Below are 15,418 nucleotides of genomic sequence, written 5' to 3'. Positions count from 1 at the left end.
GACAATGCCCGACCTATTTATACCCCGCTCGCTGGATAACCTGTTTCAGAAGAGGGTGTCGCCGACTCTTCAATCATTGGGAGTGGCCGTGCCGAAGGGATTGGGTGCAATGATTCGAGATGTAAAAGATCACAAGATTTGGCCCGTTTCGATTCGGCGGCCGCTCGCGGGGAGTGTTTTGGTTCCTGAATACAAGGGTCGCAACTACCGGGCTAAGGATGTGATTGTAAGGTTCCCTCATGAAAAGCGGGAATCCCGTGATGATGCCGCCAGGATTGATAGTGTGTTTGGCATTTCCGCAGTGGCAGCGCCGGCAGCACCGGGTTCCGAGTTGTCCGTTGCTTGGGAGGACCACCGACTCCTCGCGGTTGAAATCGGCCCACTGACCGTCCTTGCAGAAGTTCTGCCGGGACATGATGTCTTCGTGGCTATTAATATATGGGCCAATTCGTTGCTTCCGATGTGGGTATTGGCAAATCGGCCGCTGAATTCCAACGAGTTTGTGGATGAGGGGGAAGGGATTCGACTCATTGCACCCGAGGCGTTTGACTTCTGTACCGTCTGTTCGAAGTGCGAAGGGGGTGGACAACAGAGATGCACAAAATGCGGTGGTAGCGGACGTTGGCAGCCGGACGGAAATTGCCGGAAGTGTGGCGGCGCTGGCGTCGTTACCTGCCCAAAACGTGGTCGTTCGGGTCAGTGCATCGGGCAATATGGAGAAGTGCTGGGTCATTGCCGCATTTGTAACGGATCGGGCCGAGCTACCTGCAACAAATGCGATGGTAGTGGCGAACCACCGATCTTGACCTGTCCGTCATGCGATGGGACAGGCCACGAGGATTGTTTTCCCTGCCACGGCGAGGGTTCGATCAGGGTTAGTTTCCATCTATCCACTGGAGAATTCAATGCAGGTGGAAAGCCGCTCGCTCCAGAGCAAGTGTTCGCCATCGATACTGTATCTCACAATCGTATTCCCCTCAACCAAGGGGCGAATTCGTTTTTGGCGAACTTGGCTAAAAGAGCGGATCTAGTTTGGATCAAGGAGCAGGAGATACGGGGGCTTCAGCTTGAGATTGGGAGGATCGACCATTGCCTGGAGCGTGCCATGCAGGTCGGAGGGATTACCGGCAAGGAAGTGAAATTTCGAGTGCGCCTGGGGAAGGCCAGGACGAGCACAAAGAGACTGAAAGGACGCCATGTCCTGGAGTTTCCTATCATCGGCCGACCTTTGTGGCTGAAGCATAACGAGGAGCCACTCCCTCTGGATACACCCTTGATTTTTCTGAGCGATGAGGTTTTAGAGAATAATGGCGACCATGCTCGTTCCGTGCCAGGTGAGCAAATCGAACGTGTTTCAGGTCGGCTACAAGAGGATGTGAATGTGAGTTTTTTCGGTGTGGCAGACGATGAGAGAGGGCGGTTTTTCCAAATCAGTCTTCCTCGGGAGATTGAACCGGATGACTTTCCTGATAACTTGTGGGTCAAGGCTGACGTTGTGAAGCCCTCCGAATTGACTCAGCAAGCGGAATTGGCCGAATGGTGCAGACCTTATGAGTCACCGGATATTCTAACTGCTTTTGTTCCCAATACAGAACGGTCTATCGAGACGCCTCCGAGAATCAATCCAATCAGTCCTCATGTTCGCGACAATCCAGCGCAAAGAGAGGCACTGGACCTGATCCTGTCTGGTGAGCCGCTGGTTCTGGTCAAAGGTCCGCCAGGCACCGGAAAAACGACGTTGATTACAGAATTGATTCTGCAAAGTATCGCTCGTGGAGAGCGTGTGCTCGTATCTAGTGAGACGCATCAGGCGGTGAGCAATGTTCTTGAGAGGCTGCATAAGAACGGGGGAATCCGTATGGTTCGCCATGCAAGAGAGGGGAATTCGAAGTTGACCGACCTGGAGCGGGACTACTTGGAAGCCGGTTCCAGGCACGGTTTTTTGGATCGGGTGAAGGATCGGAGTGAGCAAGTGCTTGTTTTTTGTAAGGAGAGAGGAACTTCGCTAGCGCTACTTCGGGGGAGCCTGCAGGATGCGAAGACTGCCTCTGCAACTCTCGCCAACATCCGCTATGATCTCGATAAGAGAGTCACGGCAGCACGGAATCATTGCGAAGAGACGATGGCGGTGGTCAACGATGATGAAACGTCCGGTCTTACTAACCTCGATAAGGAATCCACCCAGCAGAGACAGTCCCGAGAATCGGAGATTCGCGAATGTGGCAAGAGGCACGATCGAGCCGCTAAATTGCGTGATAAGGCCTTAAAGGGACGGGACAAGGCGGCAGTGGCCTATCGGAAAAAAGTCAAAAAGGATCCTGAGTGGATCGAGAGCCAGCGGTTGGATTGGAAGATCGATTTGTCAGGACTTGTTCCTTATCGATTCATGGATCCTGAGCTCATCGCTGACTACTGGTCGAGATACGAGGACGGGAGGGTGGCGGCAGAGCGGGAGATTACTGAACAAGAAGCTAGAATGAAGACTGTTCTTGCCGAGATCGAAGAGGTGAAGTCCCTGCATGAGCGTGATTTCGGGGAACTGAGGGACAATGCAAGACATGGTAGGGCATTGGCCATCGCCTCATTGGTAAAAAAACTCGCCAAACTACGCGAGGAGAGGAGTGCAGCCGAAAAGAAATTTCGGGAGCCGCAGAAAATCGCTGCGGAGAAATGGGAACAATCATCCTTTGCCGGTATCGCCAATGAAGATAATACCGAGAGCGAATGGGAGCAGCGGCTGAATGAGGTCGAACGCGCGATTGTTAGAAATACCGAAGAGGCTGAGTTCTTCGGGAGGTGGCAACTGTCCGTGGAATCTGCCACAGGCGAGCTGACCGGTCTTTTCTGGCAAACTTGCCAGGTATTTCTCAGCACCTGCGTTGGCATGAGATCCTGGAGATCGTTTTACGACAAATTCGGCAAGGATGGCGTTCAACTGGCAGTCATTGATGAAGCCGCTCACGCGACTCTCACCCAGACCCTGATCCCGATGGGCAGGGCAAAGCAGGTGGTGCTGATCGGTGACGAGATGCAACTCCCTCCGGCTCCTCCAATGGAACTTCGGGACGACTGCAAGGAAGCTTGTAAGGGGTTTCCTTCTTGCAAGGTAGCTCAATCAAAAGGCACCTCTCGGTTCAAGCCCCCCATGTCTTCATGCTGGTTGGAGCGCAGCGCTTTCGAATGGTTGATGGAGACTTCGCCGAATGTGCCGCGGGTGATGCTTAACAAGCAGTTCAGGATGCACCCGGACATCGCCGATTTTGTTGCCGATATTTTCTATGAAGGAAAGCTCGCGACGGGTGTAGCTGCTGCAGAGCGGACTATTTCCTTTGGTGAGTTCACGAAGTCGATATGCCTGATCTCGACTTCAAACTACAAGGATCGTGTCGAGGAGCAGGCAACTGGTGAAAGCACGAGCTATCGAAACCCGTTGGAGGCTCGGTTGGTTGAGCGTGTCCTTAGTCATGCTGCCGATGGGATGCTTGAAGACGCGGAGTTCGGTATCGTCACCCCCTACAAGGCGCAGAGGGAACTGCTGGTGAAGTCGCTTGGAAGCTATTTGCAGGGTGATGGAAGGGTTAAAATGAGTGAGGCGGACATCGCTTCGGTGGACAGTTTCCAGGGATCTGAACGGGACGTTATGATCGCGTCGTTGGTGCGTAGTCCAAAGAAGTGTCAGCGCTGTGATGGCAGAGGAACCAAACAAGGAGGTAAGTGCCCCCAGTGTTATGGTAAGGGCTTCCTCGGCTCGAAACTGAGGTGGGTACATGACCTCAGGAGACTGAATGTGGCATTTTCGCGAGCTCGTAAAATGCTCGTCCTTATTGGTGATATTGAGGTGCTCACGGATCCTCGATATGGGACTAGCGAGGGCTCAGAAGTACTTAGGCGCTTCCGGGATCATGTGCTTGATCGTGGACGGGTTCTTCAACTTTGGGAGGAGGCATCACATGAATAAGAACGAAGAGATTCAAATCCACCAGATCGTCCACAAAGCGTTGGCTCGATCCGAGAACGCAGCGGGTATTCGCCGTCTTGTTCCGGTCGCGTGGCCGATTCTGGAAGTCGAGCATGTGATCAAGATTCGGGTTGAGGAAGAGATCGGAGTGGTCGAACGCTATCTGATTGAAGCGTTGGCTCGATTCGGGCCAATGGACGCTGGGCATATGGCGCGATTTATGGGTTTAGAGGCATTCGTGGTTGAAGCCGTCATGAAGAACCTGCAACGATTTCCCGGCACGATTAGTATCGTGGACGGGGGGTATGTCGTTCCCCTCGATACTCTTGAGAGACTTAGTCAAGGCAAGTGGAGCAGCAAGATTGAAAGCAGCGAAGCATTTTTCATCGATGGAATGGGCGGCCGCCTGTTGCCGGTCAGCTTATCAAAAATGCATCGTTCCAAATGGCTTCGAGTAGATCCGAAAGGATCGGCTGGACGGATTACCGATTCTACGGGAAACGAAGTCAGGAACCTCTGTTGGATCGCATCAACAGGGAACATGGGTGAAACTTCTTTGACAGAAGCGATTACGACTGCGGATCAGAAATCCAGGGAAATGCTAGGTGTTCCAACGGGAGCATTCGGGATTGTTCCTAATAAATCGCAGATCAAGCACGAACGCTGGCTATTGGCGTTGCTCGAAGTCACCGAGGGAGGTGAAGTGACAGTTCGTCCGGCATTCATGCCGTCTTGGGAGTTGGCCAATGTCAGCGCTGAACATCGTGTGGCCTTCGAGGAGGTTCTTCGGCGGGGAGGCGAGTCAGCGTCTGGAATTCTCAATCCGGATTCAGACAAACGTGTTGCCAGTGACGTCAAATTTGATTGGGAAAGCCACATCGATTTTTCTGCGAATGACGGAGACTTTGTGGTGAAACTGAGGAATCCATCCGGACTTCAATTTTGGGCCAACGACGAGGAAATCGACGATCATGAGGATACCGCAGGAGAGGAATTAGAGGTAGGAAAGGAACTCCCAATGCCAGCATCCTTGCGAACCATATTGCGGTTTCCGTATTGGTGGAATCCTTATAGTTGTGCCGTTAGGCGGGTGGTTCCCGGCGACAAGGCCACCGCCCATGCAATGTTGCTGTTGCGTGGTATGGATGAACTGCGACAGGTCTCTAGCTTGGCAGAAAGCGAAGAAGTCGATCTTGGCTCGTGGTGGAGCGAGTTTCAGGAACGGATCAGTGGGGACTGGCCGGCCGAGTTGGCCGACTGCCGGGTCACCATGGAAAAGATGCTCAGTGAAGCCAGTCGCTCACCTGATGGCCAGGTAGTTGAACTGGTGGGCGAATACCTCTGATGGAAATGGGTGCATGGATAGAAATGAATTACCGGGACGCACCACTTGCTGTCGCTGTCCCAGTGATCGGAAAGGCTGAAGGCACACCGTCTCATGTGAACCCGGCAGATGGGGCAGAGGCTGTAATACGAAATTCCCGATCAGGTTCAGTCTTGCGAGTCATCAGTCCGGTCGTCGATGATCCGGGAGTTATCGCGCTTATTCTCGATGCTCGCCGGAGGGGAGTAATTGTGAAGTGTCTTACTAGTTTGACGGATGCACGGAAAGGGGTTGTTACCAAGGGATGGGATGAATCCCAAGATCTTCCTGCTCATCATGAAGCTATCAGAAAATTAGCCAAGGAGGGGGTTTTGTTAAGATCTCCTGCGACGACTCCTCACGCCAAGGTAATACATGCCGACGGCAACGGAGCTTGGTTCGGTTCGGCAAATCTTACCCGTAATTCGCTGCGTGGAAATGCTTTGGAAGCAACTGTTAGCATTGATGAGACAAGCTTGCTTGCTGGGCTCAAGGCCGCATTTGATGACGCGTGGTCGGCTTCCACCTTCTCAATGATGCATCGGTCGGGAGCCGTGAGTTTACGGGAGAATCGCCCGCCTCCGTCCAGTGCAGAAGAACTCCGACGCCAAAAATGGGATGTAGGAAACGGGGGACAATTGTTAGTTTCCTATCCTGGCGGTGCTCCCGCAATGGCCGAAGCCTTGGCGGACGCCATCGACCAGGCTTCGGAAGAAGTTATTTTGGCCGCGATGACTCTGTTTCAAACTGACGAGATCCCGTTTCTAGGAGCTGCTTTGAAACGTTGTCTTGCCAGAGGCGTCAGTGTACGTGCCGTTGTACGTCCCGAGCGTTTCGAGCTGAAAGACTACCCTGATCCGGCTACCGAGAGGTTAATTGAGTCAGGTTTGCATCTACTGGGAGTGACCGGACTCCATGCCAAGGGGTTCATGATCGACGGCAAGTTCTGCGGGCTGCAGTCGGCGAACTTCAATCCCTACTCCCTCGATACGGGATGTAAGACGGCAAACCTTGAGTTCGGGATCGTAGGGTCTGTCGATCATCCGGTGCTGTCGGAATGGGGATCCTTAATCCGGCATCTCGCCGACCAGCCGACGCATTGCTTCGCACACGATTGTTAAAAAATTCCAAGGAGATGTCTGGAATTTTGGGTGAATTCTAGGTCTATTATGCTCTGACAAGAGAGGCTCACAGCCAGACAAGTTGTTCAATATCGCTTCTCAAGCCGAAATGATGTAGACGTGAGGGAACCGGTCGCAGACGACCTCCCCCCATGTTTGTAGCAAGTTGCTGTGGGATAGGAATATGGTGATTAACGAAAAATGGAAAAAGTTTTCATTTTTTCGGAATGACAGATGAGAACCTGCCTTGAGTGGGTGTATGAAAACAATACCATCCAACAACTCATCCGAATCACCCACACCTCGCAAGCCCCGTAAAGCATGGATAAAATTTATTCCACTGCTCCTTGTTTTCGGCGCTTTGGTCACCCCATTGATTGTGGGGCTGCTGGATCCTGACCGTGGAAGTCGCAACAGGAAAGATGTCAACGGAGTTAATTGGAATGAGTCATCAGAAAAGGTGATACAAAGTCTGGAAAAGGCCAAATCCGATGCTGAACTTGCCGAAAAAAAAATCTGGGAGGAGTTTGCCGTTGAAATAGCAGATGCTCAGAAGACGAATCGAGAGGATACACATGCAGGTGTCAATACAGCTGTCAGCAATCTGGTCAAGACTAGTGAAATTGGGTGGCTCATCACCGACTATGCACAAGACAAGGTTCGGAGCGGTGACAGGGCAAAGAAAAGGATCGAAGCCCGCTCGAAAAATTTCACCAAATCGTTAAAAGCATCCTCCGTGCGGGTCGACGGATTACTTAATGCCCTGCAGCATGACCTCACAGCGGTAAACAACCGCTACGCCATTGCCGTTGGACATATCATTGAACAGAACAAAGCCACCCTGCCCAAATCCAACTTTGACCACCTAGCACAAGTCTATGAAAAGGTGCCTTTTGATGTGACTCTTGAAGTCGGAGTCGCGGGCACTGCAACAGGCATCGAACTTGTCACCGTCCGAGGCACACGGGAGTCGGTCAAGGTAGTTTACAAATACCTGAGGAGCAAACTTGCCCCCCAAATTGCCAAGGCTGCTACCGGAGCGGGAACAGCCCTTGCAGATGGCCCACTTCCCTTTGGCGACATCATCACCGTGGGGCTTGCCATTTGGACAATATATGACGTCGCCACTCTTCCTCGCGCGATTCGAGGTGGTGTCCACAAAGAGTTCAAGCAGGCAGCGGATGAGCATCTGCGAATACTGGACAGTCGAGTGGATACCACAGTTCAAAAACTTGCCAAACAGTCACTGCAATCCCGTGAGAATGCTCATTCTGAGCTGCTCACCGCTCTTCGATGAAATCCAATATTGAAAAACCAAAAACTATGAAACCCAACAATAAAAAACCAAAAGCCATGAAAACGAACTTCATCAAACACGCCCTCGCATCAATAGGAATTCTTCTCGCGATCGGAGCTACTACCCCATCGTATGGTAGTCTGGCCAGCGAAGTGGTAAAACGCGTGATTCGCGCAGGTGGACACGTCGTGGATGACGCAAGCCAGATTGCCGCCAAGGAAGCAGTAAAAAAGGGCATTGCCAAATATGGCGACGAAGTAGCTGAAATGACCGAAAGCGGCGGATTTGGTCTCGTGGAAGCGGCTGTAACACACGGAGATGATGTCTGGCGACTTGCTAAAATTGGACCCGAAATGCCTCGAGCACTGGCTGGGCGAACCGAATCCTTGCTCAAGGTGGCCAAGCAATGGGGGGATGACGCAGCTAGGATCGAAGCACGAGCCCCGGGCTGCGGGGAAGCTCTGGGAGCAACTGCTCCTAAGAAGTGGCTTACCAAATTGGCCGCAGATGCCTCCCCTACCGACCTCCAGAGAATTGCATCGTTTGCTGTCCACCAAACCCCAAGAGAAACTGTAGCCATGGTCAAAATATGGAGCAGGTCAGGTTCTCGTGCCATTCAGTTGATGACACCCGCCCGTATTGCGAGCTTTGGATTTGCAGGCGCTCTTCTGGTCAGTGCATGGCAGGCACCCGAGGCTGCCCTTGGACTCGCTGAAGCGTCTCTAACAGGGTTTTTAGGGCCGCTGATAACGGTATGCTCCTGGGTCATCGTATTGGTGGTCTTGACCTACTTGCGGAAACCCCTGCTCTGGTTAACCCAAAGAGCTGTTAGCCTCGCTAAATCGATCTGGAGGAATGTTCGCCATCCCAATCAGGAACCACTCAAGCAACTGAGCTGCAATGAAGCACCGGAGTCGCATCACTTGAATTAGGGTTGATGGCTCAAATAACTTGGTCCGAGTATCTCAGACCAACTCCACAACATTTAATCCTACATTTACATGAAAGCCAAACAACTTACTCATGAATACATCATCGATATCAGCCTTCCGGAAAACGAGAGATGGAATGAAGTTATCCACCATGAGAAAACTATAGCAAAGTCGCTAGTCAAGCGATCAACCCTCGACACCTTCGGGGCAAATCCACATGACCTAACAACAATCGTAAGGGCTGGCATGAAATTCTTCAACAACGTCTACGCGCTTACGGGAGGGCATTATCATGAAGAGATAAACGCCTGGTCCAAGGGCACGGGAATTTCCAAAAATCTGATCACATTTCTAAACTGCCAATATGAGCTAAGCCAACTTTGTGAGCGTAAAGACATGTTGGGTCAAAACCTGCCATCATGGCTACGCAAGACCCTTAGACTGGGATGCACTGCCGGCGCCGTCCGAGTGGCCAAAGATCAGACTTTACATGTTAGGAACATGGACTGGCCATTAGAATCGATGGGGAGAGCCTCAAGGATCTTTCGTTTCAAAGAGGGAGACCGGGAATTCGTCACTGTCGGGGTTCCGGGAATGGTAGGCGTGCTTTCAGGCATGCTACCAGGGGCCTACTCGGCAACCATCAATTACGCTCCGCCCACTATCACTCCAGGATTCGATTTTGGCCCCCTTTTTCTTCTGCGTCACGTTTTTGAAACCTGTGACACCTATCAGGACGCCTGCTATGCTCTCAGCCACACACGCCTATCAGCAAATGTCCTGTTCACAGTATGCTCAGCTTCTGGTCAGGCCTGTTTGATCGAGCGAACACGCAAAGAATTTTCAAGGCGCAACATGCGCAATGGCGTTCTGGGCGCAGCTAACCATTACCGAACACACAAGTTTTCCCATCACAACGATCTATGGGATGACGAAACGATCGAGGATTCAATGGATCGTGTCAGTTCCCTCGAAGGACACCTTAGCAAGAGCCTTACTCAGGCTCCGCTCGCGCGAATCGCATCCAGTCTGGACTATCACCCCGTCTTAAACAGCGAGACTCGTCAGCAAATGATTTTCAATCCTGCAAGCGGTGAATACCTAGTTTGGACTCGTTAGCCCCTACAGCCAGTCTCGTTTCACGGTGGGCAGAGAACCTAGCCCTCACACTCCCCCATCCATGACAACCAACACCCCCTCTCCTCTGGAAAAAAAGCATAAAATTCCGGAACAGTTCAATTCCCAATGCCTTATGAGAATAACGAAATAGACAAGACAATGATAACTTTAACAAAATCTACACCAGAGTTCATCTCACAGAACAAGCAATCGAATAGCATTCTCAGCGAACGACTACACAATAGCTTTGAGGATCTCCGAGAGCTATATACCAAGACCATCCTTATGGCTGCAGGGAGACTTGCCAGTAAAAGCCAGATTAAGCGCCTCAAAGAGAAGCTGGATCAACTCGACCTCGCTGCTCTTTTCGTCATCGTCGGTGAGGTTAAAGCTGGCAAGAGCAGCTTTATCAATGGGCTTCTTGGTGCTGCAATCTGCCCGGTTGACGCTGGGCCTTGCACCGAAAGTATTCAGGAACTAGTCCATGGACCCACTCGAAAACATACCGAACTAGATTCGAAGTGGGAACGGGTCGCACTGCCTTGTGATGAGCTCAAAAGCATCACGGTGGTGGACACACCCGGCACAAATTCCATCGAACAGCACCATGAGAAAATCACCGAAGACTATTTGCATAGGTGTGATGTGGTCGTTTTTGTCCTGTCGGCTATGAACCCTCACACTGGGTCTGCGTGGGATTTTCTGGGACGAATTCGCAGCAACTACCTTCACCGGGTTGTCTTTGTGCTTCAACAGGCCGATCTACCAACACCAGATGCGCTCAAAACAAACTTTGAAATCGTACGTAAGCAGGCGAGGAAATTTGGTATATCAGACCCTCAAATTTTTCCCGTATCCGCTCTCAAGGAAGCAACCGGTGATGAGAACAGTGGCTACAGTCCGTTCCGCGACTATGTAAAGAAAGCTGTGGAAACAGGAGAGGTTTGGAATATCAAGTTTGATGGGTCCTGTGAGATCCTGAAATCGGTTCTGGACGAAATCGCAAACGATCTCGCCCAGGGAAAGGATAAGCTTATGGCCGATCTCCAGTTCGCCGAAAGTCTGCAAGATGTCGTTGATGACCGGAAGCACCACATCAATGAAATGAGTGACTTTGTAACCGGGAGCCTGATGGGGACATACGACAGACTAACAGATGAGTTAGTCCGTGATTTCCAAGCTGGGCTCACTATTCGCACCGTCTTCAGACGCAGCATACCATTCATCAAAGATGTAAGCCTAAGGGAATGGCTAAAGGATCTCGAAAAAAACTTTCAGCAAAAAGCCTCCAAGCAGATCAACTTCGACACTCAAAGGTGCTCCAAACAACTGCACGCTGACATCAACGACATGATTAACGAAATCGATCAAAAAATCAAAGATCATCATAGCACCCAGAGTAATAGCTTCTCAGACCTGATGGCTGATGGAAGAGAGAAGAATCAGGGCATTGGTGATGACTTGAACAAAGAATCGCTGGTCGAATGCTTTGAGCGGAGCCTACCAGATGACATCCAGCTTGAGAACAACATCAACGGTGGCGGGGCAATGATCGCCATAGGTGGCGCCATTGCTCTACTCACCCAAATCGCCATATTCGACATTACTGGTGGAATCCTCGCAAGCTTGGGGGCTACCTTAATTGGCTTGACCCTGCTTGTGAAGCGAGGAGCGATCATCAAGGATATGGAGCGGCAAATCAAGTCTTCCAGATCAGTTTTCGAGGAAAAGATAGCTAACAGTATTAAGCATACATTCGGGAATCTTTTTGGGAAAATCGACCATGACCTCAATTCCTGGACGCAGAAGTCCGACAACGCACTCGGCGAGATCGATGTAGACATTGAAGATGTCACATTACTTCAAAGCGAATTGTCAACCCTGCGTGATGGCAGCTAAATTAGAACGAACCAAAGACACATTCATGCACAGGAGAAACCATAGCTTATCTTCCTCTAAGAAACAGCTTAGAGCTATTCTGGAGAATCTAGTGATACCTGTATTCAATGAATTGGCATATACGGATGAAGAAGGGTCTCAAACTCCTCAACTCGAACAGGATGAGAAAGGAACATGGACACTATGTGCACTGCTAGATGGAGGGCAATTGGTATGGGTTACGCCTGTGGCGATTGACCACGAGCGAACACTGCTGCGCTTCACACTCGCCGCTGGTGTATTTCTTGACCATATGGCTGAGCACGCACTCATTCTTGGCTCACTACTTGAGGATACATTTTTTCATGTTCGACTTGGAAGCAGCGGCGCACGTCGTAACACGGTCGATATTGGCTGTGATCTTGTGGTTCGTGCGGATGATACACCTCTTGTCTCCCAGAGAGTGTTTGGAATAGCCGCTGTCGGCTACGATCTCGAAATGTTCTGCGCATTGCACATGCCGGAGCGACTTCGCAGATGGGACCTCTTAGAGTTGGAGCAGTATTATGGAGAACATCTCTCGGAGAACCCTACGGCTATTCTTGATAAGGGACTGAATGAACCTCAAGCTAAACAGAATCCTTACCAACTAATGCGACTTGCGCAAGGACTCGGCAGGTGGCGCGATTTAATTCAGCTATTGCACGATCACGCTGACGGCATACCCACTAAAATCTCGGGGCGTTTCAAGTCAATGGCTTACCGGGAACTCGGAAAGTGGCAAGCATCCATTAGGGCCGCCCACGCGGCAGGAATAAAAGAGGGTAGGTATGAGGGAGATGCGTATCTGGACCCTGCGTATCTGCATGCTCTCATCGAGGGGGAAGACGAAATAGAAGCACTCCGCATACTGGGTGAACAAGAGGAGGGTGAACCATTCTTCTACGCATGGCTTCGTGGAACCGCCCTACATAAGGCTGGGGACATCCGGAGAGGAAATAAACTCATCCAAGATTACCTCGCGAACTACCCGGGTGACTTATTTGCGCTGGTGCAAGCTGAGGAATTAAGCGCCTAGAACATTTGATAGCTGAGCATACTAACATCCATTAAGCTTAACATAATTGCACTATGAATATTGCTATAGCATGGCATGGCTTCATGCCTTACCAAACTTGGTCCGGAACTCTCAGAGATCATAACCTGACATCTCTCAACTTACTCAATGTAAGCTCGTGCGGTTTATTCGCTTTGCATCACGCCATGGTCTTACTCGGTCAGGGCCAAAATTTCCACTTGCTGCGCAGCCATCCCAAGTTTCTCAAACTTCTATTAACCGGCACCGGATCTGATGAATTGACCGCTATTGCTCGCAATCAGGGTCTGAAAGCAAAGGCTATCGAATCCTGGCGAGCTTCTTCTATCCGTCGTAAAGTGGATGCCTCTCTACGGGTTGGAAATCCTGTAGTCATCAGGTCTGAACTAGAAAATCATTGGATCTGTCTGGGCGGCCGAACAGATGATGGTGGATACGTATGGGTAGACTCAGCAAATGATCCAGTAATGGGAACCTTCAGCTCTTGGAATGAGGTGATGGAGTGGATGACATGGAGTAAAAAACATGAGACATACATCAAGCTCAAACATCCCTTTGAAATCATCACCGTCGCCCCTGGAAGAAATATGCCTTGCAGCCGAACCCTTGTACCATGGATTGATTCTATATGGGAAAATCTAGCTACAGATCCTGTATATGCTGGTGATTGGAGTAACCTCCTCACGGATATGCTCGATGTATTCTGGGACCTTAGCTATTGCCCCAAGGGTTACCCCGCAGGTGAGTTTCTCGACAACCACATAGATGCCATCATTTCATCAATTTCCGAGCATACCAACATCCCCAAACACAAACTTCTCGACGTGGCCCACGGCTACCGAGACGCAGCGGATTTCCACAGCCTTGTTGTCCCGAAAGAAGAGCAGATTGCTTGCATCGCTTCCTTCACAGTGAAAGTAGCAACCAAGGCAAAACGATCACCTTCCTCTCACCTCTGTCGGGTCAGTGCATAGAAGAAAATTGATTCGAAAAATCTTCTTACAAGAAGTCGTTGGTTCGCTCTAAAAATAAATTCAGGCTCTCAAGAGCCTTTACAGCCGAAGCCTCGCTGATCTGCCGTCGCCGGTGGGCGCCCTCGTTTCCGATGCTGATGACATATCCGGCATACTCAAAAAGCTCTTCGCTATCGGGTCTGAGTTGATTCTTTAACAGGTAGGCAATTTTTCCTGCTCCATCTCTTTCGCCTACCGCGATCCCATTGCATTCAGCGATATAACGAAGCCAGTTCTCCAAAAAAGTTCTCACGTGATGAACAGTATCACTATAATCGTTCTCGTCATGGTTGTTGATCGCATGGCTCTCAATCGTCTTGAGCAAGCGAATGTCTTCGTCATCGGTAAGCTGGCTGCGGATACAGTCAATGGCTTCGCATAATCTGAAAGGCAGGACAAGCCGCTCAAGGCCACACCAAGGGCAGTGCATCCATTTTTTACTAACCTCCCACCCACAACGAGCACAATCGTCACTAAGTAATGCCCCTGCGAGGTATTGCTTTCCTGGATTGGCTTCTCGATTCCAGACAATAGCGGACACGTCAAAACCAACGAGACGCTTGGCCGCTCCAATAAGCCCGGGAGGCTCCCCCTTTCCGCATGACGGACAGTAATTCATATACCGTTCGACCTTCCCCCCACACTCGTTTGGGCACAGCAGGCCGAGGTCAAACCCTGCAGCACGCTTTACTGGTGGTAGCTCACTGTCAAAATCACCGCTTGTCCATGGACTATATGCGAAGCGACCGGAAATCGCCCAACCATCGTAGCCTCCCGTATATTCTATGGTGTCAGCACCGAATGGCGCTAACTTAAGCAGGTTTTCGGTAATTGCTGCGGTGGTGGATTTCTTGGAAAATCCGTCTGGGCTTTGTTAGGTATTGGTATCCCTTGGGCCTTCGCTTCTGTGCCCGGGGTTCCTGTCTCCATGGACGGACGTCGATGAGTTTGCTGGCACAGACCGCGATGATTCCTGCAAGCCGTTTGCCGAGCTTGCGGGGGCTTCCCGCCAGAGGCCGGAGGGATTCATGTTGTTCGGTCAGGTAATCAAGTGTGCCTTTAAAACTCATTTCATTGAGTGGCTTGTCCGCCTCCACGGCGGCTTGTTGCATTTGTTGTTTCACAAGGTTGTAGGCGATCATCATCATCCAGAGTGTCTTGTGCGCCATGGCCGGTGTCTGGACGGCAAAGTGTTCCATGGCAAGCGTGGTCTTGATGTCGCGCAGCTTGAGTTCAATCTGCCATCGCTCGGCGTAGAGGGAGGAGAGCTCCACGGCGTCGTATTCCACCGGATCGAGCAGACTGCTCACCACGACAAGCATCTGCTTTTCCCCCGCTCGGTTTTCATAACCCATCTTGATATAGCGCAGGGTGATCTCGTCGGGGAGGCTTTCCCACTTCTTCTTGTCCAGTGAACTTCCGGCCGGTTGTTGCGCGGGTTTTCTCCATGTCACAAGCCTCTCGATGGCGCTGACTTTTTTTCCGCGCCGCCAGTCCAGCTTGCGGTGCCTGGCCTGGTGCAGCCGCATGAGTACGTCCGCTCCTTTTTCCAACAGGATGGCAATGAACTCATAGGTGCAGAAGGCCCGGTCGGCCAGCAACAGGTCGCCTTCGCCGACGTGCCCGGCAAGCCGGGGCGCC

11 protein-coding genes are annotated in these 15,418 nt (G+C 51.2%); 9 read left to right on the top strand and 2 right to left on the bottom strand.

Annotated features, from left to right (window positions below; genetic code table 11):
- Positions 1-4: 4 nt before the first annotated feature.
- From H7A51_19375 to H7A51_19335, 9 genes are all read left to right on the top strand, one after another.
- Positions 5-3,958 carry an AAA family ATPase gene (locus H7A51_19375; GenBank protein MCP5538381.1) on the top strand — a complete coding sequence of 1,318 codons (3,954 nt, stop codon included), beginning with the start codon at positions 5-7 and terminating at the stop codon, positions 3,956-3,958.
- Positions 3,951-5,303 carry a hypothetical protein gene (locus H7A51_19370; GenBank protein MCP5538380.1) on the top strand — a complete coding sequence of 451 codons (1,353 nt, stop codon included), beginning with the start codon at positions 3,951-3,953 and terminating at the stop codon, positions 5,301-5,303. The genes H7A51_19375 and H7A51_19370 overlap by 8 nt, the downstream gene beginning before the upstream one ends.
- Positions 5,303-6,442 (top strand): phosphatidylserine/phosphatidylglycerophosphate/cardiolipin synthase family protein, encoded by a 1,140-nt coding sequence (locus tag H7A51_19365; protein MCP5538379.1) that lies wholly within the window; start codon positions 5,303-5,305, stop codon positions 6,440-6,442. The genes H7A51_19370 and H7A51_19365 overlap by 1 nt, the downstream gene beginning before the upstream one ends.
- 259 nt (positions 6,443-6,701) lie before the next feature.
- Positions 6,702-7,739 (top strand): hypothetical protein, encoded by a 1,038-nt coding sequence (locus H7A51_19360; protein ID MCP5538378.1) that lies wholly within the window; start codon positions 6,702-6,704, stop codon positions 7,737-7,739.
- Positions 7,736-8,671, top strand: coding sequence for a hypothetical protein (locus tag H7A51_19355; GenBank protein ID MCP5538377.1), 936 nt, complete (start codon positions 7,736-7,738; stop codon positions 8,669-8,671). Before H7A51_19360 ends, H7A51_19355 begins: the two co-directional genes overlap by 4 nt.
- 69 nt (positions 8,672-8,740) lie before the next feature.
- Positions 8,741-9,790: a hypothetical protein gene (locus H7A51_19350; GenBank protein ID MCP5538376.1), complete on the top strand. Its 1,050-nt coding sequence runs from the start codon at positions 8,741-8,743 to the stop codon at positions 9,788-9,790.
- A gap of 126 nt (positions 9,791-9,916) precedes the next feature.
- Entirely contained in the window at positions 9,917-11,689 is a 1,773-nt protein-coding gene (locus tag H7A51_19345; protein MCP5538375.1) for a dynamin family protein, read from the top strand.
- A gap of 25 nt (positions 11,690-11,714) precedes the next feature.
- Positions 11,715-12,746 (top strand): hypothetical protein, encoded by a 1,032-nt coding sequence (locus H7A51_19340; protein MCP5538374.1) that lies wholly within the window; start codon positions 11,715-11,717, stop codon positions 12,744-12,746.
- Positions 12,747-12,799: 53 nt separating this feature from the next.
- Positions 12,800-13,738, top strand: coding sequence for a hypothetical protein (locus H7A51_19335; protein ID MCP5538373.1), 939 nt, complete (start codon positions 12,800-12,802; stop codon positions 13,736-13,738).
- Between the two features lie 25 nt (positions 13,739-13,763).
- Here H7A51_19335 and H7A51_19330 read toward each other — a convergent pair whose 3' ends face one another.
- The gene (locus H7A51_19330) at positions 13,764-14,396 is read right to left on the bottom strand and encodes a hypothetical protein (protein MCP5538372.1); all 633 of its coding nucleotides are present in this window, start codon (positions 14,394-14,396) and stop codon (positions 13,764-13,766) included.
- Between the two features lie 193 nt (positions 14,397-14,589).
- Positions 14,590-15,418, bottom strand: an 829-nt coding sequence (locus H7A51_19325) for a transposase (protein MCP5538371.1), incomplete at its 5' end; no start/stop codon positions are given.

The organism is Akkermansiaceae bacterium, from assembly GCA_024233115.1.
Taxonomy (GTDB): Bacteria; Verrucomicrobiota; Verrucomicrobiia; order Verrucomicrobiales; family Akkermansiaceae; genus Oceaniferula.
The sequence above is the reverse complement of the archived record's forward strand: the minus strand, read 5'-3'. Positions and strand labels throughout refer to the sequence as shown.

What these genes read in the sequence shown, in the direction of transcription:
- H7A51_19365 (MCP5538379.1), top strand. Translation starts at nt 5,303, where the DNA reads ATGGAAATGGGTGCATGGATAGAAATGAATTACCGGGACGCACCACTT.
- H7A51_19330 (MCP5538372.1), bottom strand. Translation starts at nt 14,396, where the DNA reads ATGAATTACTGTCCGTCATGCGGAAAGGGGGAGCCTCCCGGGCTTATT.
- H7A51_19370 (MCP5538380.1), top strand. Translation starts at nt 3,951, where the DNA reads ATGAATAAGAACGAAGAGATTCAAATCCACCAGATCGTCCACAAAGCG.
- H7A51_19375 (MCP5538381.1), top strand. Translation starts at nt 5, where the DNA reads ATGCCCGACCTATTTATACCCCGCTCGCTGGATAACCTGTTTCAGAAG.
- H7A51_19340 (MCP5538374.1), top strand. Translation starts at nt 11,715, where the DNA reads ATGCACAGGAGAAACCATAGCTTATCTTCCTCTAAGAAACAGCTTAGA.
- H7A51_19350 (MCP5538376.1), top strand. Translation starts at nt 8,741, where the DNA reads ATGAAAGCCAAACAACTTACTCATGAATACATCATCGATATCAGCCTT.
- H7A51_19355 (MCP5538377.1), top strand. Translation starts at nt 7,736, where the DNA reads ATGAAATCCAATATTGAAAAACCAAAAACTATGAAACCCAACAATAAA.
- H7A51_19345 (MCP5538375.1), top strand. Translation starts at nt 9,917, where the DNA reads ATGCCTTATGAGAATAACGAAATAGACAAGACAATGATAACTTTAACA.
- H7A51_19360 (MCP5538378.1), top strand. Translation starts at nt 6,702, where the DNA reads ATGAAAACAATACCATCCAACAACTCATCCGAATCACCCACACCTCGC.
- H7A51_19335 (MCP5538373.1), top strand. Translation starts at nt 12,800, where the DNA reads ATGAATATTGCTATAGCATGGCATGGCTTCATGCCTTACCAAACTTGG.